At 42.2% G+C, this 18135-nt stretch carries 21 protein-coding genes; 7 read left to right on the forward strand and 14 right to left on the reverse strand.

Going from position 1 to position 18135, the window contains the following annotated elements; translation table 11 throughout:
- Window positions 1-43: 43 nt before the first annotated feature.
- Window positions 44-325 carry an Fpa/YlaN family protein gene (locus SLU01_RS11350; RefSeq protein ID WP_147058378.1) on the reverse strand — a complete coding sequence of 94 codons (282 nt, stop codon included), beginning with the start codon at window positions 323-325 and terminating at the stop codon, window positions 44-46.
- A 184-nt stretch (window positions 326-509) separates the two neighbouring features.
- On the opposite strand from SLU01_RS11350, the gene SLU01_RS11355 reads away from it, so the two are divergent.
- Together SLU01_RS11355 and SLU01_RS11360 are read left to right on the forward strand one after the other, a co-directional pair.
- Entirely contained in the window at window positions 510-1010 is a 501-nt protein-coding gene (locus SLU01_RS11355) for a peptidyl-prolyl cis-trans isomerase (protein WP_174842646.1), read from the forward strand.
- Between the two features lie 59 nt (window positions 1011-1069).
- Window positions 1070-1273, forward strand: a complete 204-nt coding sequence (locus tag SLU01_RS11360) for a YlaI family protein (RefSeq protein WP_147058383.1) — start codon at window positions 1070-1072, stop codon at window positions 1271-1273.
- A 26-nt stretch (window positions 1274-1299) separates the two neighbouring features.
- Here SLU01_RS11360 and SLU01_RS11365 read toward each other — a convergent pair whose 3' ends face one another.
- Together SLU01_RS11365 and typA are read right to left on the reverse strand one after the other, a co-directional pair.
- Window positions 1300-1632: a YlaH-like family protein gene (locus tag SLU01_RS11365; protein WP_246110966.1), complete on the reverse strand. Its 333-nt coding sequence runs from the start codon at window positions 1630-1632 to the stop codon at window positions 1300-1302.
- A gap of 66 nt (window positions 1633-1698) precedes the next feature.
- Window positions 1699-3540, reverse strand: coding sequence for a translational GTPase TypA (typA, locus tag SLU01_RS11370; RefSeq protein WP_147058385.1), 1842 nt, complete (start codon window positions 3538-3540; stop codon window positions 1699-1701).
- 96 nt (window positions 3541-3636) lie between these two features.
- On the opposite strand from typA, the gene SLU01_RS11375 reads away from it, so the two are divergent.
- On the forward strand, window positions 3637-3822 hold the full coding sequence (locus SLU01_RS11375) for a YlaF family protein (protein WP_147058386.1): 186 nt from the start codon (window positions 3637-3639) through the stop codon (window positions 3820-3822).
- 52 nt (window positions 3823-3874) lie between these two features.
- Here the strand turns inward: SLU01_RS11375 and SLU01_RS11380 are convergent, their stop codons facing one another.
- Window positions 3875-4666 (reverse strand): inositol monophosphatase family protein, encoded by a 792-nt coding sequence (locus SLU01_RS11380; RefSeq protein WP_147058388.1) that lies wholly within the window; start codon window positions 4664-4666, stop codon window positions 3875-3877.
- 370 nt (window positions 4667-5036) lie between these two features.
- Window positions 5037-5234 carry a YkzI domain-containing protein gene (locus tag SLU01_RS11385; RefSeq protein WP_147058390.1) on the reverse strand — a complete coding sequence of 66 codons (198 nt, stop codon included), beginning with the start codon at window positions 5232-5234 and terminating at the stop codon, window positions 5037-5039.
- A gap of 141 nt (window positions 5235-5375) precedes the next feature.
- Between SLU01_RS11385 and SLU01_RS11390 the strand changes: the two genes are divergently transcribed.
- Window positions 5376-6020, forward strand: a complete 645-nt coding sequence (locus SLU01_RS11390; RefSeq protein WP_147058392.1) for a YktB family protein — start codon at window positions 5376-5378, stop codon at window positions 6018-6020.
- A gap of 38 nt (window positions 6021-6058) precedes the next feature.
- On the opposite strand, the gene SLU01_RS11395 is transcribed toward SLU01_RS11390, so the two are convergent.
- The 8 genes from SLU01_RS11395 to SLU01_RS11430 form a co-directional block, all read right to left on the reverse strand.
- Window positions 6059-6331 (reverse strand): UPF0223 family protein, encoded by a 273-nt coding sequence (locus SLU01_RS11395; protein ID WP_147058394.1) that lies wholly within the window; start codon window positions 6329-6331, stop codon window positions 6059-6061.
- An 18-nt stretch (window positions 6332-6349) separates the two neighbouring features.
- Window positions 6350-7306 carry an NAD(P)H-dependent flavin oxidoreductase gene (locus tag SLU01_RS11400; RefSeq protein WP_147058396.1) on the reverse strand — a complete coding sequence of 319 codons (957 nt, stop codon included), beginning with the start codon at window positions 7304-7306 and terminating at the stop codon, window positions 6350-6352.
- Window positions 7307-7308: 2 nt separating this feature from the next.
- Window positions 7309-8157 (reverse strand): polysaccharide deacetylase family protein, encoded by an 849-nt coding sequence (locus SLU01_RS11405; protein WP_147058398.1) that lies wholly within the window; start codon window positions 8155-8157, stop codon window positions 7309-7311.
- 320 nt (window positions 8158-8477) lie between these two features.
- Window positions 8478-9890, reverse strand: coding sequence for a dihydrolipoyl dehydrogenase (lpdA, locus tag SLU01_RS11410; protein ID WP_147058400.1), 1413 nt, complete (start codon window positions 9888-9890; stop codon window positions 8478-8480).
- 4 nt (window positions 9891-9894) lie between these two features.
- A complete protein-coding gene (locus SLU01_RS11415) occupies window positions 9895-11238 on the reverse strand; it encodes a dihydrolipoamide acetyltransferase family protein (protein ID WP_147058402.1) in 1344 nt (447 codons plus the stop codon).
- Window positions 11239-11277: 39 nt separating this feature from the next.
- On the reverse strand, window positions 11278-12255 hold the full coding sequence (locus SLU01_RS11420) for an alpha-ketoacid dehydrogenase subunit beta (protein ID WP_147058404.1): 978 nt from the start codon (window positions 12253-12255) through the stop codon (window positions 11278-11280).
- 3 nt (window positions 12256-12258) lie between these two features.
- The gene (pdhA, locus tag SLU01_RS11425) at window positions 12259-13374 is read right to left on the reverse strand and encodes a pyruvate dehydrogenase (acetyl-transferring) E1 component subunit alpha (RefSeq protein WP_147058406.1); all 1116 of its coding nucleotides are present in this window, start codon (window positions 13372-13374) and stop codon (window positions 12259-12261) included.
- 520 nt (window positions 13375-13894) lie between these two features.
- On the reverse strand, window positions 13895-14536 hold the full coding sequence (locus SLU01_RS11430; protein ID WP_147058408.1) for a YkyA family protein: 642 nt from the start codon (window positions 14534-14536) through the stop codon (window positions 13895-13897).
- Window positions 14537-14670: 134 nt separating this feature from the next.
- On the opposite strand from SLU01_RS11430, the gene def reads away from it, so the two are divergent.
- From def to rnjA, 3 genes are all read left to right on the forward strand, one after another.
- The gene (gene def, locus SLU01_RS11435; protein ID WP_147058410.1) at window positions 14671-15225 is read left to right on the forward strand and encodes a peptide deformylase; all 555 of its coding nucleotides are present in this window, start codon (window positions 14671-14673) and stop codon (window positions 15223-15225) included.
- 247 nt (window positions 15226-15472) lie between these two features.
- Window positions 15473-15682 carry a DNA-dependent RNA polymerase subunit epsilon gene (locus SLU01_RS11440; RefSeq protein WP_147058412.1) on the forward strand — a complete coding sequence of 70 codons (210 nt, stop codon included), beginning with the start codon at window positions 15473-15475 and terminating at the stop codon, window positions 15680-15682.
- Window positions 15683-15687: 5 nt separating this feature from the next.
- The gene (gene rnjA, locus SLU01_RS11445; protein WP_147058414.1) at window positions 15688-17355 is read left to right on the forward strand and encodes a ribonuclease J1; all 1668 of its coding nucleotides are present in this window, start codon (window positions 15688-15690) and stop codon (window positions 17353-17355) included.
- Window positions 17356-17429: 74 nt separating this feature from the next.
- Here rnjA and SLU01_RS11450 read toward each other — a convergent pair whose 3' ends face one another.
- Window positions 17430-18089, reverse strand: coding sequence for a potassium channel family protein (locus SLU01_RS11450; protein WP_147058416.1), 660 nt, complete (start codon window positions 18087-18089; stop codon window positions 17430-17432).
- Window positions 18090-18135: the final 46 nt, after the last annotated feature.

Genomic DNA, 18135 nt, shown 5'->3' on the forward strand with positions numbered 1-18135 from the left:
TTAAATAAAAAACTCAAACCAATGATGAGTTTGAGTCTTTAGTTTATTTTTTTGTATATAGCTCATGCAAGATGTTCATTTCCTTTTCGAGCAATGAAAGGATTTCCTTCCCTTTTTCTCGCTCAATCAATCCAAGCTTAACAGCAAAATCAATTTCTCTGGATAAGCCATACATTTGCGTATCCAGCACTTCCTCGTAAAGTGGACATTGAGGCATTGTTAAATGATCCATTTGTACTTTTATGAGTTGTGCTATTTTATCTGCATCTGCTTGAAGTTGTTTCAATGCTTTTGCCTGATAGGTTTCCTGTAATTCAATATCCATGAGGACGCCCCCCATTCACCTTTTATCCTCGAGCGGTGATTATGAATAAATTGTATCTTTTGAGATGACAAATTGCAAGTGTTTCCCTTTTAGCATGAAGCTAAAATCAATAGCTTTCCTCATTGTTCGTTAAGGGGTATACTAATTACTGAACAGCAGTTTTCAGTTGTAGGAGGCTATTATATTGGAATCAATCATTACGATTACAGGAAACGTAAAACATATTATTACTCTCGATCCTACAGTTTGGATCTTTGATGACCGGAAAATCGACTTGGATACTTTCTTTACGGAAGTGCATGTTGAAAAAGATGAAGATGAAGAATATAAGAAGAGCATGGGCAGTCATTGGTCCAGGGAAATAATGGAGGGTGCAACTTTCCCACCGACTTTAAAAACAGAAAAGAAATTTGATCGTAAAAAAATGGTCACTGGCACTTTCGGTATTTCTCTTGATCATTTTTTGAAAAACGCTGTACCCAGCGAAGATGCAAAGGCGATTACATTCATCACAGAAGACGATAATGAAAAATCATTCCCTATTACCGAATCGGGCAATTTCATCTTTAAGTTTAGCCAAGAAGGCAAACCCTTGAAGGAAGACGGACCCGTTCATCTTTTGCTGAAAGATGGTTCAAATAGAGAAAACCCTATGAAAAAAATTATCGGAATTACAATAAACTGACACGTTCCCATATGCTACGAGCGAAGTATATGTCTTTCGTGATTTAAGGAGTTGATCATTTGCGTGTTAAATGTGTCCTATGTGACGAAATCGGGCAACTTGTAGATGATACCCCTCTTGCGAAGAAGCTGAGAAATCATCCGATCAATACGTATATGTGTGAGAGATGCAGCGAGAGGATAACGGAGAATACAATACACCGTCTGAATTCCGGTAAATTTATTTTTCACCGCAGCTCACATCCTGCTGAAGAAAACTTTTAATCTGTTTCATAAAGAAAACTCCACCATTAAGCGGTGGAGTTTTCTTTATGTTCATTCATCCTGCGCACCCTATAAATGATCAAAATAAGTGCCGCGACGATTAGCCCTTCTACAATTGGAAGGAAGATGGCAAAAAACGTTAACATAATACATCCCAGAAAAAGGAAGCTGTAAACAACGACATTTTGCCAAAACTTGATTTTCCTTGCAAACCCTAACTTATATACGATGGCTGAAAGGATGAAAATAACCGCAAACAACAAGATTCCAGTTACGGAGGATGAAGTCATTTCATATATCATCCGAACAACCGGAGACATGGCTTCGATTGTTTCTGCATCCCCGATAGGACCATTCATATAGCACATTCCCTTCTAACAAAGCGATTGTACGCATTCTTTTTTACTGCCTTTTATTATTATAGATCACTCACCAAGTTTTTTCTTCTTTTGAGCACGTTCACGTTCGTTTTTATCAAGAATCTTTTTACGCAAACGGATGGATTGCGGCGTCACTTCACAATATTCATCGTCACCGACATATTGTAATGCCTCTTCCAATGACATAATACGAGGTTTTTTCGTTGTCACTGTTTGATCTTTTGTTGCTGAACGGACGTTTGTTGCATGTTTTACTTTCGTCAAATTGATTGTTAAATCAGTATCACGACTGTTTTCACCAACAACCATTCCTGCGTAGATGTCTGTACCTGCATCCACGAACATGACTCCACGATCTTCCAATTGCATAATACTATATCCAGTAACAGTTCCAGTCTCCATTGAAACGAGCACACCATGGCGACGACCACCAACACGACCTTGTGCAACAGGCTTATAGGAATCGAATGTATGGTTAATAATACCATACCCTCTTGTAAGTGTTAGGAAGTCAGTGGAATAACCGATCAATCCCCGAGCCGGAACAAGGAAGATAAGACGTACTTGTCCATTGCCGTTGTTGATCATATCCAACATTTCACCTTTTCGTTCACCGATCGACTCGATAATAGCACCCGTATATTCTTCTGGAATATCGATTTGTACACGTTCAACCGGTTCCGAACGAACGCCGTCAATCGTTCTAATAATAACTGCTGGCTTAGATACTTGTAGTTCAAAGCCTTCACGTCGCATATTTTCGATCAGGATAGATAGATGCAACTCTCCACGTCCGGATACGATCCAAGCATCTGGTGAATCTGTCGGATCCACACGCAAGGAAACATCCGTCTGTAATTGTTGTTCCAATCTTTCTTCGATCTTTCTAGCTGTTACCCATTTACCTTCTTTCCCGGCAAAAGGACTATTATTGACAAGGAACGTCATTTGCAGCGTCGGCTCATCAATGTGAAGTGCCGGCAATGCTTCCATATGGTCGACTGGACAAACAGTTTCACCGACGTCAATGTTCTCCATGCCTGAAACTGCTATTAGATCTCCTGCATAAGCTTCTTCGATTTCAATCCGCTTCAATCCAAGGAAACCATACATTTTCGTTACTCGATAATTTTTCGTCGACCCATCACGCTTCAGCACTGATACTTGTTGACCGACTTTCATCGTACCGCGGAAAACACGGCCAATTCCGATACGGCCCACATAGTCATTATAATCCAATAAAGACACTTGGAATTGCAATGGCTCATCTCGATTGTCAACTGGAGCTGGAATATGTTCAATAATTGCATCGAAAAGAACTTCCAGTGTATCTTCCTGATCAGCAGGGTCTGGTGAAAGACTCGCTGTACCATTGAATCCTGAAGCATACACAACTGGGAATTCGAGCTGTTCGTCATTTGCATCAAGCTCGATGAACAATTCGAGAACTTCGTCGACTACTTCTTCGGGACGTGCAAATTCTCTGTCGATTTTATTAACGACAACAATCGGTTTCAAATTCGTTTCCAATGCTTTTTTCAATACGAACCGGGTTTGCGGCATACATCCCTCAAAGGAGTCGACTACGAGTACGACACCATCAACCATTTTCAAGATCCGTTCCACTTCTCCGCCGAAATCAGCGTGTCCCGGTGTATCAAGAATGTTAATTTTCGTATCCTTATATTCAATACCTGTGTTTTTGGCGAGGATTGTAATTCCACGCTCGCGTTCTAAGTCATTCGAGTCCATGGCACGTTCTTCCACATGTTCATTCGACCGGAAAATCCCTGATTGCTTCAAAAGCTGATCGACAAGTGTCGTTTTACCGTGGTCAACGTGGGCGATGATAGCTATATTCCGTAAATCATTACGTTTAATTGTCATGTTTTCACTCCGTTATCTTTTATCAGATGTATAACTGTGATATTATAGCACATGAGAACGATATACAAAAACATTTTATTCGGGAGATGTTTCATTTTGAAGAATATTAAATGGGTTTTCGTTATTTATTCGATTGCTGCAGTCGCTGCGATGTGTGGTATTGGTATTGCCGTCGGTATGCGTAGTATCCCCGTTGCGATAGTTGCTATGCTTGCTCTTGTCTTTGTCATGGGCAATGGTTTCAAGACTAAAAAGAAGATGCGGGAACAAGGGGTTTTATAAACAAAAGCCTTGATTATAAAAGGGAACTGCAAATAATCCGCAGTCCCCTTTTTTATTTGAGCAAAATATGATTCTTTAAAATCTCGTCATGTAATCCTGGTTTCGCTACGATGAATGTGTCCTGCCCCAACAAATGAGGTGCTTCACCTTTCATATTTGTAGCTATCGCCCCTACCTCGCGTGCAATGATCATTCCTCCTGCAATATCCCATGGAGATAATCGCAAAGATAGATAGGCGTCGATTCGGCCAGACGCCACATAAGCAAGCTCCATAGCGGCAGAACCGTAAGATCTCGTTCCGCGGCATTTATGTACCATTTCTGCAATCGGCATATGCTCAATTCTTCGGTTCGGCGCAACCCAACTGGCATTCACGCCGATAATCGCCTCTTCCAACGGTGTGTTTTCCAGCGTCGCAAGCCTTTCATCATTATAATAGGCTCCTTCATCCTTGGCTGCATGATAAAAGTCATCATTCATGACATCATATATATAACCCAACATTCCAATTCCGTCCAAGTAAATTCCAAGCGAAATTGCGAAATTCCTTTTCTGATGGATAAAATTCATCGTTCCATCAATCGGGTCAAGCATCCATATGACGCCATCCAGTGTATCGATTTCATCTCCAAAGCCTTCTTCCCCAAAAATCCGGTGTTCCGGGAAATCCCGCTTTATCCTGCTAATGAAAAAACGCTCTATATCACGGTCAATATTCGTAACTAAATCATTTGCATCTGCTTTGGAGTCAATATCAATCGTACTAAAAAAAGAAACTCTGATTTTATGACCAGCCTCTTTGATCAAAGATTTTGCATAGCGATCAATTGATCCCCAGTTCATCCAAGCACCCCCATTCACTTGCACCATCTAAATTATAACATTATCTAGACAAAAGCGCAGGGCGACTGCTTAGAGGCGACAGGCATAAGGCGAAGATGCGGCGTGGCGGTCTTGGCCACAGAGCAGCTTTGACTTATGACCCAAGCCTCTGGCGCCCGAAGCTGGATGAAAACAAAAGTGCAGGGCGGCGTTTAGCCTCGACCGGTGCTGGAGGGCTTGAAAAAAAGGCGTTCTTTGCCTTTTCTTTCAAGACCGAAGCAACCCGAGTGACTGCCGTCCGGAGCTGGATGAAGACAAAAAGGCGCCTACACTGTCCCCCCTATGTGAAGAGTTTCAGTGAAGGCGCCTAAATCGGTTGTAGCGCTTCAAGTTAAGCAAAAGCATTGAACGTCTCCAGCTCACTATGGATTTCAGCGAGTCTCGATTTGCTTTTTTCAGCCTGTTTGCTATCCTTCTCTTGCACGGCATCAAACAAAGTTGCTAATTCATAATCCAATTCAAGATGTAAAAGTTTCACGTATTCCTTCTCGATTTCAGCTTTACGGATAATATGGACAACTTGTTTCATTATTTAACACCCCTTTGTGTTTATTTGAACGATGCATTTACTTACTTCTAACGTATGCTGGCTTTTTAACTTTTGTTAGTTATAAGCCTTCTTGTATAAGATTGTTCCCCGTTTTCTGTTACGATAAACGTGTATAATGAAATGGAGGAATTAAAATTGAAGCAAGGATTTTGGACAACTGAGGATTTTAACGTTTTTTCCATCGACGGATTGGAAAACAGAATGAATGCACTTCAAAATAGAATCCAACCAAAGTTCGGAGTGATCGGAGAGCAAATTTCAGCTCATCTATCTTCTCGCGGCACTGGAGAATTCTTCCCACATATCGCCAAGCATGCTAGAAGAACGGTTAATCCGCCTAAAGATAGTTGGGTCGCCTTCGCAACTGCAAAACGGGGCTATAAAGCTTTACCTCATTTCCAGGTTGGACTGTGGGGAACTCATCTATTCATTATTCTGGCTGTTATTTATGAAAATCCAGATAAAAAAGGCATCGCTGAAAGGCTTAGCAATCATATGAAGTTGCTGACATCCTTGCCTGAGGACTTTGTCGTGTCTGGTGATCATATGAAGCCAGAAGCTAGTCCAGTGCGGGAAATCGGCGCAGAGGGTCTTGAGAGCTTGTTGGAGAGGTTAGAATCCGTTAAGAAGGCTGAGTTGGTCATTGGAAGACATTTATCGAGAGAAGCGGCAACTGATTTAACGGAGGAAGCTTTTTTCAAGTTAGTTGAAGAAACGATCGATCAACTTTTTCCGGTATACGATGTTGTTATCGGTCACAAGTAAAGGGATGCATAGGCGATGCATCCCTTTATCATTGCCTTTTATTTTTGTGAAATCATATCTCCGGCATTAGCTTCTTTCCCCTTCTTTACAACGCGGTAACTGTTAAAGCCGCTTACATCTTCGAACTCCTTGAAAATCGTCTTTTCTTCCGCCATAGAAGGAACAACTTTTTTGAATGCTCTATAAGCATCCATGAAGTTTTCTCTTTTAATTTCTCCTTCATAAGCTTTTTCCACTGCTTGAAAAAAAGCAACAACATCAATTATTTCTTCAGTCGACCAATGATGACTGAGAGGATAATTATAATCCATTTTCTCCAGCACCTCTCCTTATGCCCATTTTCTACGTATATCTTCCGCCTGCTCCACCATACGGGCAATTAAATCAGCAACAGACGGGATATCATCAATCATACCAGCTACTTGGCCTGCCCATCCAAATCCACTTTGGGCATCACCATCATGTATATAACGACGGTTCGCTTCGCCACTTATATAGCTTTTCAGCCTATCATAATTGGCATTTTCAGCTTCCATACCTAAAATCTTCTCTGTCCATGAACCGGATAGAGCGCGGGCAGGTGTGCCAAGTGAACGCTTAATGACAACAGTCCCTGTTTCCTGCGAGTTCAACAAAGCTGTTTTATATTCCATTGAAGCGTGCACACATTCCTGGGTTGCGATGAAGCGTGTCCCCATTTCAATGCCTTCCGCTCCTAAGGCGTGAGCTGCCATCCACCCACGCCCGTCAGCGATGCCTCCTGACGCGATAACCGGGATATTGACGGCATCTACAACTTGAGGAACTAAAACGATCGTACCAATATCATCACGTCCCAGGTGGCCTCCACCTTCTTGTCCGACCACCATCACTGCATCTGCCCCAAGAGACTCCGCTTTAACAGCCTGCCTTTTTGCGGCTACGAGAACAAGTTTTGTCATATCCGTCCCTTTTAAGTAATCAAAAAACGGGGCGGGATTTCCACCAGTTACAGATACAACTTTCACATTTTCCTCGATTGCAACATCCAATAGATGTTCATATGGTCTTCCATGTTGGCCGATTGCAAAATTCACGCCGAAAGGCTTCGTCGTCAGTTCACGTACTTTTTTTATTTCCGCACGCAATGCTTCAGGATCGCCCAGACTCATTGCAGTGATTTGCCCTAATCCCCCAGCCTCGGAAACAGCCGCTGCAAGCTCTGCATATGCAAGGTATGCTAATCCCCCTTGGATGATCGGATAATCGATTCCTAACAAATCCGTCACTCTCGTTTTCCACTTCACTTTTATTCCCCCTCTTCCCTTCCATCTATCCCTTTAATCAAATGCGGATCTACAAGTTCATAGCCCTTATCTCGCAATCCATTTACGATTTCTTCCAAAGCATCTGCAGTCCACTCCCTATCATGCATCAAAAGATTTGAACCGTTCCGCAACAACTCCGTATTCACCATAATATCCGCAATTTTCTCTTTCGTCATATAGTCCTTTTCAAAATCATATCCATATGACCAATTCATCAACTGCATCCCTTCCTCTTCTGCAAGGGCTCTGCTAAAATCAGTATTTACACCGAATGGAGCACGGAAAAACTTCGGACGTTCCCCTGTCACTTCTTCAACGATGTCATTGACGGAAATAATTTCTTCATATTGTTCTTCCTCGGATATTTGCTTTAAATTCGCGTGTGTCTTCGTATGATTGCCAATTATGAAGCCCATATCATAAATTTCTTTAAGAATCGCCTTTTTTTCTTCAGTAGCGATAAAATGCCCATTGACGAAGAAAATCGCAGGTGCATCGAGTCGTTTCAACGTCTTCGCCATATCAAGCGCTCTTTTGTCAGGCGCGTCATCAATCGTTAAAAGGACGACTTGAGGATTAGCTTCCCCGATTGGTTGAATGGAATATGTTTTCGGATTCAATTCATATTGCGGTGCTTGGACAGCAATGTCTTCACTTTCTTCTTCGTCAACTGCCAGATCCTCTTCCTCTTTTAACGTTTCTTCCTCAGTTGTCTCTTCTTGAGTTGCAGTTTCTTCTTCATCCATCGGTGTTTCAGGTTCTGCTTTTTCGCTGCATGCAGTGAGTAGCAACATTGATAGGAATGGTATGTATAGCATTCTCTTTTTCATGAAGACATCTCCTTTTGTTGAATAATTCAATCCTAACATGATTCAGAACGTCCCTTCAAACGAACCGTATAATTCCGTATTATGTTGGAATGAGAACTATTCGGGTGAATATGAGAACTCTTCACGAAGCAATGAGAACTTTTCACGTTGCAACGAGAACTCTATACGAAGAAATGAGAACTTGTCCGGTAATAATGAGAACTTCCCGCGAAAAACGAGAAATGTTCCCCACTTCCCATTTCAACACCAGTTTCTCACTAACAAAAAAACACGCCCAAAGGCATATATTGCCTTCGGACGCGTTTTCTAGTAATCATTTATTATTTAGTAATCATATGAACCGGCTTACCTAACGCAACTTCTGCCGCTTCCATTGAAATCTCTCCCAATGTCGGATGCGCATGAATTGTCATTGCGATATCTTCAAGCGTCATGCCCGCTTCAATTGCAAGACCAAGCTCAGCGATCATATCGGATGCGTTTTCGCCGACAATTTGTGCACCAAGAAGCAAGCCGTCTTCTTTACGTGATACAAGTTTGACGAAACCGTCTGTCGCATTTAGAGCAAGCGCACGGCCGTTTGCAGCAAACGGGAATTTCCCTGCCACAACTTCATAGCCTTCATCTTTCGCTTGTTGTTCGTTCAAGCCAACTGTTGCAAGTTCAGGATCTGTGAAGCAGACAGCAGGAATAGCCATATAGTCCACTTCAGATTTTTCACCGGAAATTGCTTCAGCAGCGACTTTCGCTTCATAAGAAGCTTTGTGTGCAAGCTGAGGGCCGGATACGATATCGCCGATTGCATAGATGTTCGGAATGCTCGTACGGCATTGCTTATCCACATCGATCAAACCGCGCTCCAAGAATTTGATGCCCATTTCTTCAAGGCCGATTTCATCTGTGTTCGGACGTCGTCCAACAGTGACAAGAACATAGTCAGCTTCAACCTTTTGTTCTTCACCTTTCGCCTCATATGTTACAACAACGCCAGTTTCGGATTCTTCAACGCCTTTTGCGGATGCTTTCACAACCACATCAACGCCTTTTTTCTTCAATCCTTTTTTAACGATTTGAGTCATTTGTTTTTCGAAGCCAGCAAGAATATCATCTGCCCCTTCGATGATCGTTACTTTAGAACCAAGATTTGCGAATGCAGAACCAAGTTCAGTACCGATATACCCGCCACCGATTACAACTAGACGACCTGGAAGTTCATCCAAGTTAAGCGCCCCAGTTGAGTTGATAACGCGTTTAGTAAATTTGAATGTAGGAATTTCAACAGGACGTGAACCAGTCGCGATGATCGCATTTTTAAACTTATACGTCTGTGATGATTTCTCATCCATTACCTTCGCAGTGTTCGCATCAACAAAATATGCTTCGCCTTTGACGATTTCCACTTTGTTCCCTTTTAAAAGTCCTTCAACGCCGCCAGTCAATTTATTGACAACGCCATCTTTGAACGCTTGCGCTTTCGTGAAGTCCAATTTCACATCAGTTGCTGTAATTCCCATATCATCGGAATCTTTCGCGGATGCGTAACGGTGCCCTACAGAAATAAGTGCTTTGGAAGGGATACATCCAACGTTCAGACATACGCCACCAAGATTTTCTTTCTCAACGATCGTCACTTTCTGTCCGAGTTGTGCCGCGCGGATTGCAGCGACATAACCTCCAGGACCTGATCCTACAACAAGTGTGTCTATTTCGATTGGAAAGTCTCCTACTACCATTTGCTTACGCCTCCATTAATAAAAGTTCTGGATTTCCGAGCAATTTTTTAATGTGGTTCAGTGCTTGTTGACCTGTCACTCCATCAATTACCCGATGATCGAATACCAATGATAATGCTAACATAGGTGCTGCAACAATTTCACCATTTTTCACAACCGGTTTTTCTGAAATGCGTCCAATTCCGAGAATTGCAACTTCAGGGTGGTTGATAATTGGTGTAAACCATTGTCCACCGGCAGAGCCGATATTTGTAATGGAACAAGATGCACCTTTCATTTCAGCCGGGCTTAGTTTGCCGTCACGAGCTTTTTCAGCCAATGTGGTGATCTCTTCAGAAATTGCAAATACGGATTTACGGTCAGCATGTTTAATGACTGGGACGAGAAGACCGCGGTCAGTATCCGCCGCAATTCCGATGTTATAATAATGCTTTTGAACGATTTCCTCTTTTTCATCATCAAGCGATGTGTTCAATTGAGGGAATTCACGCAACGTAGATACAAGTGCTTTTACAACGTAAGGAAGATACGTTAATTTAATATCTTTTTCCGCAGCGATCGCTTTGAATTTCTTACGGTGAGCAACTAGTTCAGTTACGTCAATTTCGTCCAATAGCGTTACGTGAGGAGCTGTATGTTTGGAGTTGACCATCGCTTTAGCAATCGCTTTACGAATTCCAGACAATTTTTCACGCGTCTCTGGGAAATCCCCTTCAAGTACGACTGGAGCCGCTGAAGCTGTAACTTTTTCTTCAGAAACTGCTTCCTCAATGGTTTGAGTCTCTTGAGCCGGTTGTGCAACTTCCTGTTGCCCGCCGCTTAAGAATGCTTCAATATCCTCTTTTAAAATACGGCCATTTTTACCAGAGCCTTGTACTTGCTGAATATCAATTTCCTGCTCACGAGCAAATTTACGGACAGAAGGCATGGCGATGACACGTTTTGTTGCAGTGTCACTTGATTGTCCTTTAGTAGAAGCAGTTTCTTTTGTTTCAGGCTGTTCTTTCTTCACTTCAGCTTTTTCGATTGGTTGCCCCGCCTCAGCAGTAGCCTGCACTTGAGCTTCAGTCTCCTCTTTGCCCTCTTCTTCGACGTGCGAATGTTCATAGCCCGGAGCGTCAAAACGAATAAGAATGTCACCTACAACAGCGACCTTTCCTTCTTCAACGAGTATCTCTTCTACTGTGCCTGTTACAGGTGATGGAATTTCCACAACCGCTTTATCATTTTGGATTTCAAGAAGCGTGTCGTCTTCATTGATTTTATCGCCCTTAGCAACAAACCACTTTACAACTTCACCTTCGTGGATGCCTTCCCCGATATCCGGCAAACGGAATTCATATGCCACAAGATTCACCCTTTCTTATTGTCAGAGCGTCAGCTCCTATTAGAATGTCAACACTTTTTTAGCTGTTTCAATAATGTCGTTTGCATCCGGCAGCCAAGTGTTCTCACCTTGGGCAAATGGATAGATCGTGTCAGGAGCTGCAACACGTAAAACCGGTGCTTCCAAGCTTAAGATCGCACGTTCTGTAATTTCAGAAACTACATTTGCTGCGATACCAGCTTGTTTTTGCGCTTCTTGAACGACAATCGCACGATTTGTCTTTTCGACTGATGCAATAATCGTTTCGATATCCAATGGTTGGATTGTACGTAAGTCTACAACTTCAACGGAATATCCTTCTTTCTCCAATGCTTCTGCCGCTTTAAGGCTCTCGTGCACCATTGCGCCATAAGTAATGATGGAAAGATCTTTTCCTTCGCGTTTCACATCAGCTTTTCCAAGTGGAATCGTATATTCCTCTTCAGGAACTTCCTGTCTAAATGAACGATAAAGTTTCATATGCTCCAAGAAAATCACCGGATTCTCATCTTTTATTGCAGAAATGAGAAGTCCTTTAGCATCATATGGAGTTGACGGAATGACTACTGTCAAGCCCGGTTGTGAAGCAACAATGCCTTCCAAGCTATCAGCATGCATTTCAGGCGTCGCAACACCTCCGCCGAATGGTGAACGAATTGTAACAGGTGCATTGAAACGCCCGCCTGTACGGAAAGATTGACGTGCCAACTGTCCGCTGACGGAGTCGATTACTTCGAAAAGGAAACCAAAGAATTGGATTTCCATAACAGGACGGAACCCAGTCAAAGTTAATCCGATCGCGAGTCCGCCGATTCCGGATTCAGCTAGGGGCGTATCGAATACCCGATCCTCGCCAAACTCCTTCTGCAACCCTTCCGTCGCACGGAATACCCCACCGTTTACTCCAACGTCTTCACCGAAGACGAGGACGTTTTCATCATTTTTCAGCTCCGTGCGCATTGCATCGGTAATCGCTTGAATCATCGTCATTTGTGCCATCGGTTACTTCGACTCCTTCTCTGTATAAGTATCAAGTTGTTCTTGTAAGTTATATGGCAAATCGCCTTTATACATAATTTTAATGAAATCGCTGACTTTCTGTTTCGGTGCAGCGTCAGCCATTTTAATGGCTTCTTTGATTTCTTCTTTAGCACGCTCGATTACTTCGTTTTCCTTTTCTTCCGACCAAATGCCTTTTTCTTCAAGGTATTTGCGGAAACGGATTAACGGATCGCGTTTTTCCCACTCGTTATCTGTGTCGGATGTACGGTAGCGGGTCGGATCGTCACCAGCCATCGTATGTGGACCATAGCGATAGCACATTGTTTCAATGAGTGTAGGACCTTCGCCATTGATTGCGCGTTCTCTTGCATCGCGTGTCGCAGTATAAACCGCAAGCGCATCCATTCCGTCAACGAGAATGCTCGGAATTCCTGCAGCTATCCCTTTTTGCGCAAGTGTCTTTGCAGCCGTCTGCAATTCACGTGGAGTCGAAATCGCATATTGGTTATTTTGCACAACGAAGATGGCTGGTACACGATATGCACCGGCAAAGTTGATGCCTTCATAGAAATCACCTTGTGAAGTACCGCCGTCACCTGTGTACGTCATTGCTACAGCTTTAGTGCCGCGTTTTTGGAAACCAAGTGCAACTCCTGCAGCTTGGATATATTGAGCTCCAATAATGATTTGCGGCATGAAAATATTCAAGCCTTCAGGGATAATGCTTCCTTCATAATGTCCACGGGACCATAAAAACGCCATATGTAACGGAAGACCATGGAATACGATTTGTGGAACGTCACGGTAACCCGGTAGGATGAAATCCTCTTTTTCAAGTGCAAAATGAGAGGCAAGCTGTGAGGCTTCTTGGCCCGCTGTTGGAGCGTAGAATCCAAGTCGTCCTTGACGATTCAATGAAATCGACCGCTGATCCAATATTCTCGTGTAAACCATCCGTGTCATCAATTCTGTAAGTTGTTCATCGGATAAATTCGGATCGGCGTCCTTGTTGACAATTTCGCCTTCTTCATTCAAGATCTGGAACATTTCAAACTGCTCTTCAATAGAATGAAGCGTTTCCACCGGATTGAACTGCTTTTCTTTTTTTGCAGCCATGTCGGCAACTCTCCTTTATACCTGTATTATTTTTGTTGTTACATGTAATGATACAATGATCTTTCTTTATCAGTATACTGAAGTGGGACAAATAGGTCAATCCTTGTAATGGGTAGCATTTTGGCGCCTTTCATATTTCTGAATTAAGTGTAATTTTCATTCTGTACTACTACAATGTTTTTGCTGTTTTATAATAGATAAGTGAAATGAATTTAGAAATTGTTGAAGATAAAGTATCAAAACTCGGATTTCCACTCCAGGCGGACGCTTTCCGCGGGCACGGCTTCAGCCTCCTCACTTCGCTTCGCTACGTTGCGGGGTCTTCAGCTCGTGCTGTTCCCGCAGGAAAAGCCGTCACGAAGAACGGCTTTTGCGAACCAAAGCGAAGCGTTGAGAGCATATCTTTGCACTTCGCCGCCTTCCGTTCCAATTCAAATCCTATACAATCGCAATTCATTTAAATTCGTCATCTACAATAGAAAAAAGTGGAGAACTGTGCTCTCCACTTTACCCCATTCCACTATTCCTTTTTTTCTAAACTTGAAAACAAAGCATCCTTTAATGAATTGACTTCTATTGTCGCTTCATTAAATTCATTAATTGCAGTTTGGACGTTTGAATTTTGTCCGTTGACTTCTTCCACTTTCTGCTTAAGGTCAGTCAACTCAATTTTTTCATCAGACAGCATGCTATAAAATTCTTTTTGAATAGAAGAAAGCTTTTTATATTCTTCAACAAACTTGCCGTGAAGATCGTATCTGTTTTGAACCGCATTTTTCAATTTCATAATTTGGTCCTTCTCTGAATCGGACGCTTTTTCAGCGATTGGCTCTAATTCTTCAATAAACCCTTTAGCTTCTTTCATAGATGACTCTTCTTCGCCCAAATGATTAAGCCTTTCATCTATAAGCTTTTCTAATTCATCTACTTTCCCGCGAAGCTTATCGATATCCTCTTTCGTTAGATCCATCGTTTCAGTAAACGTTGTTTGCTCATCCTTTTCCAGATCGGTCAATTTGCTCTGATTACTTCGGTATCCAGATTCTGAGTCGTTCATTTTGGATAGCGTATCGGAAAGTTGTTTCTCGGTCGAAGCTCCAATGCTACAGCCCGACATGACTAACATACCGACAGCTAACAATCCTATCATTTTTTTCTTCATACGTTTTCCTCCAATCTAGGTTTCACTATAGCGTTATAGCTATTCCTTTTCAACCAAGGAAGAAATCCTTTATACCTTTTTCCAATTGGCTTATAATAAGAATAAGCATGGGTAATTGAAAGGAAGAACAACTAATGATACTAATGAAAGATATTGTACGAGAAGGTCATCCCGCTCTTAGAAAAGTAGCGGAGGAAGTGAATTTCCCTTTGGCCCCAGTTGAAAAAAAGCTTTGTGAAGACTTACTTGAATATATTAAGAACAGTCAAGACGATGAGCTATGCGAACGGTTCGGCTTACGCCCCGGTATTGGACTTGCTGCGCCACAAGTGAATGTGTCAAAAAGGATTTTCGCCTTGCATATCGAAGAGGAAGATAAAAAACCGTTAAGCATCGTCGCTATCAACCCTAAAATTGTCAGCCATTCGGTAGAACAGACGTATTTGGCTGCAGGTGAAGGTTGTTTATCCGTAGATCGTGACATCGAGGGATATGTTCCACGCTATTCTAGAATTACAATAAAAGCTTTTGATCAGGAAGGCAACGAATTTAAGTTAAGGCTAAAGGGGCTTCCCGCCATCGCTTTTCAACATGAATTGGACCATTTAAACGGCATTATGTTCTATGACCATATCGATCAAACTACTCCATACAAGGAGATACCGGGCGCTATTCCTTTCGAGAGATAATAATTCTCCGACAGTCAAACTTGACAGAATGTTTAAACACGTGTACAATGTCTTTAAGGAGTGATATGCCCATGTACAAGCGCCTCAAACGTAAACTGTTGAAACGGCTCAATGGCATACTCGGAAAAAAGACGATTGCATAATTCACGCCCGCCAATGCATTTGGTGGGCTTTTCTTTATTTTAGACAACTGACATGCTAATATGAAGAGAAAGATTTCAAACGAACGTAAAAAGGAGAGCTTACTATGATTTACAAAGTGTATTACCAAGAAAACGCAACACAAGTACCGATTCGTGAAAATACAAAGCAGATCTACATCGAAGCAGATTCAGAAAAATCCGTCCGCGAAAAATTGAAAGAGCGCAAGTACAATATTGAACTTATCCAGTTACTTGAAGGCCAACATCTCGAATATGAGAAAGCGTCCTCTCATTTTGAGCTAGAGCAGGTCTAATCAGCATGAAATTAATTAAAAACAATGAAACTGCCGTTTTTGCCTTAGGCGGACTTGGTGAAATCGGTAAAAATACGTATTGCGTTCAATTTCAAGATGAAATCATACTTATTGACGCAGGCATTAAATTTCCAGAAGACGATTTACTAGGAATCGATTATGTGATTCCCGACTACACGTATTTGGAACGGAATGTCGAAAAGATTAAAGGTCTTTTCATCACGCACGGACATGAGGATCATATCGGCGGAATCCCTTATTTATTGCGTAAAGTTAATATTCCAGTATACGGCGGAAAATTGGCGCTTGGATTACTTCGCAATAAATTGGACGAGCATGGTCTCCTCCGGACGACAAAGATGATTGAAATCACTGAAGACGATGTCATTAAATTCAGGAAGACATCTGTATCCTTCTTCCGGACTACACATAGTATCCCAGACGCTTTTGGCGTAGTCGTAAAAACGCCTTCTGGGAATATCGTCCATACCGGTGATTTCAAATTCGACTTTACACCAGTCGGCGAGCCTGCAAATCTTGCTAAGATGGCGAAGGTTGGCAGCGATGGAGTCCTCTGTCTGTTATCCGACAGTACAAATGCCGAAGTACCGAATTTCACGATGTCTGAAAGGAAAGTCGGCGACAGCCTGAATGAAATATTCCGTAAAGTAGACGGCAGAATCATTTTCGCCACATTTGCATCCAATATCCATCGTCTTCAACAAGTTATTGAAGCAGCGGAACATTATGGCAGAAAGATAGCCGTATTTGGACGCAGTATGGATAATGCGATTACGATTGGCCGTGAACTTGGTTATATAAACGCACCAAAAGATCTTTTCGTAGATACTCAATCACTAAATCGGCTTCCTGCAAATGAAGTAATGATCCTTTGTACAGGTAGCCAAGGCGAACCGATGGCAGCATTGTCAAGGATTGCAAATGGAACACACCGACAAGTGCAAATTCAGCCCGGAGATACTGTTATTTTCTCTTCATCTCCGATTCCCGGGAATACACTAAGTGTCAATAAAACAATCAATGCTTTGTTCCGTGCGGGTGCTGAAGTCATCCATGGAGCACTGAATAATATCCATACTTCCGGTCACGGATCTCAAGAAGAGCAAAAATTGATGCTTCGCTTGATTAAACCGAAGTTCTTCATGCCGATTCATGGGGAATACCGCATGTTGAAAATGCATAAAGAACTCGCTATCGGATGCGATGTCGAGCCGGATAACACATTCATTATGAGCAACGGCGACGTTCTTGCACTAACCGAAAACACTGCTAGAACTGCAGGAAGAATCCCTTCAGGAGATGTATATATTGACGGCAGCGGCATCGGTGATATTGGCAGTGTCGTTCTAAGGGATCGTAAAATCCTATCAGAAGACGGTTTAGTCATTGTCGTCGCGACAATCGATAAGAAACGTAACAAAGTTGTTTCCGGTCCAGATATTATTTCCAGAGGCTTTGTATATATGAGAGAGTCAGGGATGATGATAAGCGAGGCGCAAAATTTGCTTTCCAAGGAACTGCAGAAAAAGCTTTCGAATACTCAAGCTGAAGCAGGAGCTTTGAAAAGCGACATTATCGATATCCTCTCCCCTTATCTTTACGACCAGACAAAACGCAGACCAATGGTTTTACCTGTCGTTATGGAAGTCTGAAAATAAATGCAAAAATCCTCACGTCAATAATACGGCGTGAGGATTTTTATGCGTTTTTCTAGTAAATTTCGCTTTTAATGAAGGGCCTTTCTCTCGAATGTATGAATATCAACATCAGATCCGATTACAATCAAAATGTCATTCAACTCAATCTCCTCGATCGCTTGTGGAGAAACTAATATTTGAGTTTGCCGCTTAATGGCAACTATATTGACACCGTACTTTGCCCGGATATCAAGGTCGATTAGTGTGGATCCTGCAATTTTTTCATTTGCTCTAATTTCTACGATTGAATATTCATCAGAAAGCTCGAGATAATCTAAAATATTGTTCGAGACCATATTGTTCGCAATCCTTTTGCCCATATCTCGCTCTGGATGGACAACCTGATCTGCTCCGATTTTCCTTAAGACTTTTTCATGATAGTCATTTTGTGCTTTAACCGTAATTTTTTTGACACCGACTTCTTTCAATATCAAAGTCGTCAGAATGCTCGCTTGTATATTTTCTCCTATTGCGACAACGACATGTTCGAAATTTCGGATGCCAAGCGATCGCAATGCGGATTCATCTGTCGTATCAGCGGCAACTGCCGTCGTTGCGATTTGTGCAAATTCTTCTACTCGTTCAGGTGAGATATCGATTGCCATGACATCCGCTTTTAATGCTATCAATTCATTGACGATGCTACCGCCGAATCTTCCCAACCCGATGACGACAAATTCTTTTTTCATACCGTTTCGCTCCAATCCGATTGATGGATGAAATTAGTGTAACATA

Origin of the sequence: Sporosarcina luteola (assembly GCF_007991495.1) — a bacterium.
GTDB lineage: Bacteria > Bacillota > Bacilli > Bacillales_A > Planococcaceae > Sporosarcina > Sporosarcina luteola.

Excerpts from the sequence above, each read along its gene's own strand:
- SLU01_RS11350 (WP_147058378.1), bottom strand. The coding sequence starts at position 325 with ATGGATATTGAATTACAGGAAACCTATCAGGCAAAAGCATTGAAACAA.
- SLU01_RS11365 (WP_246110966.1), bottom strand. The coding sequence starts at position 1,632 with ATGAATGGTCCTATCGGGGATGCAGAAACAATCGAAGCCATGTCTCCG.
- typA (WP_147058385.1), bottom strand. The coding sequence starts at position 3,540 with ATGACAATTAAACGTAATGATTTACGGAATATAGCTATCATCGCCCAC.
- SLU01_RS11380 (WP_147058388.1), bottom strand. The coding sequence starts at position 4,666 with ATGAACTGGGGATCAATTGATCGCTATGCAAAATCTTTGATCAAAGAG.
- SLU01_RS11385 (WP_147058390.1), bottom strand. The coding sequence starts at position 5,234 with ATGAAACAAGTTGTCCATATTATCCGTAAAGCTGAAATCGAGAAGGAA.
- SLU01_RS11390 (WP_147058392.1), top strand. The coding sequence starts at position 5,376 with ATGGAGGAATTAAAATTGAAGCAAGGATTTTGGACAACTGAGGATTTT.
- SLU01_RS11395 (WP_147058394.1), bottom strand. The coding sequence starts at position 6,331 with ATGGATTATAATTATCCTCTCAGTCATCATTGGTCGACTGAAGAAATA.
- SLU01_RS11405 (WP_147058398.1), bottom strand. The coding sequence starts at position 8,157 with ATGAAAAAGAGAATGCTATACATACCATTCCTATCAATGTTGCTACTC.
- lpdA (WP_147058400.1), bottom strand. The coding sequence starts at position 9,890 with ATGGTAGTAGGAGACTTTCCAATCGAAATAGACACACTTGTTGTAGGA.
- SLU01_RS11420 (WP_147058404.1), bottom strand. The coding sequence starts at position 12,255 with ATGGCACAAATGACGATGATTCAAGCGATTACCGATGCAATGCGCACG.
- pdhA (WP_147058406.1), bottom strand. The coding sequence starts at position 13,374 with ATGGCTGCAAAAAAAGAAAAGCAGTTCAATCCGGTGGAAACGCTTCAT.
- SLU01_RS11430 (WP_147058408.1), bottom strand. The coding sequence starts at position 14,536 with ATGAAGAAAAAAATGATAGGATTGTTAGCTGTCGGTATGTTAGTCATG.
- def (WP_147058410.1), top strand. The coding sequence starts at position 14,671 with ATGATACTAATGAAAGATATTGTACGAGAAGGTCATCCCGCTCTTAGA.
- SLU01_RS11440 (WP_147058412.1), top strand. The coding sequence starts at position 15,473 with ATGATTTACAAAGTGTATTACCAAGAAAACGCAACACAAGTACCGATT.
- rnjA (WP_147058414.1), top strand. The coding sequence starts at position 15,688 with ATGAAATTAATTAAAAACAATGAAACTGCCGTTTTTGCCTTAGGCGGA.
- SLU01_RS11450 (WP_147058416.1), bottom strand. The coding sequence starts at position 18,089 with ATGAAAAAAGAATTTGTCGTCATCGGGTTGGGAAGATTCGGCGGTAGC.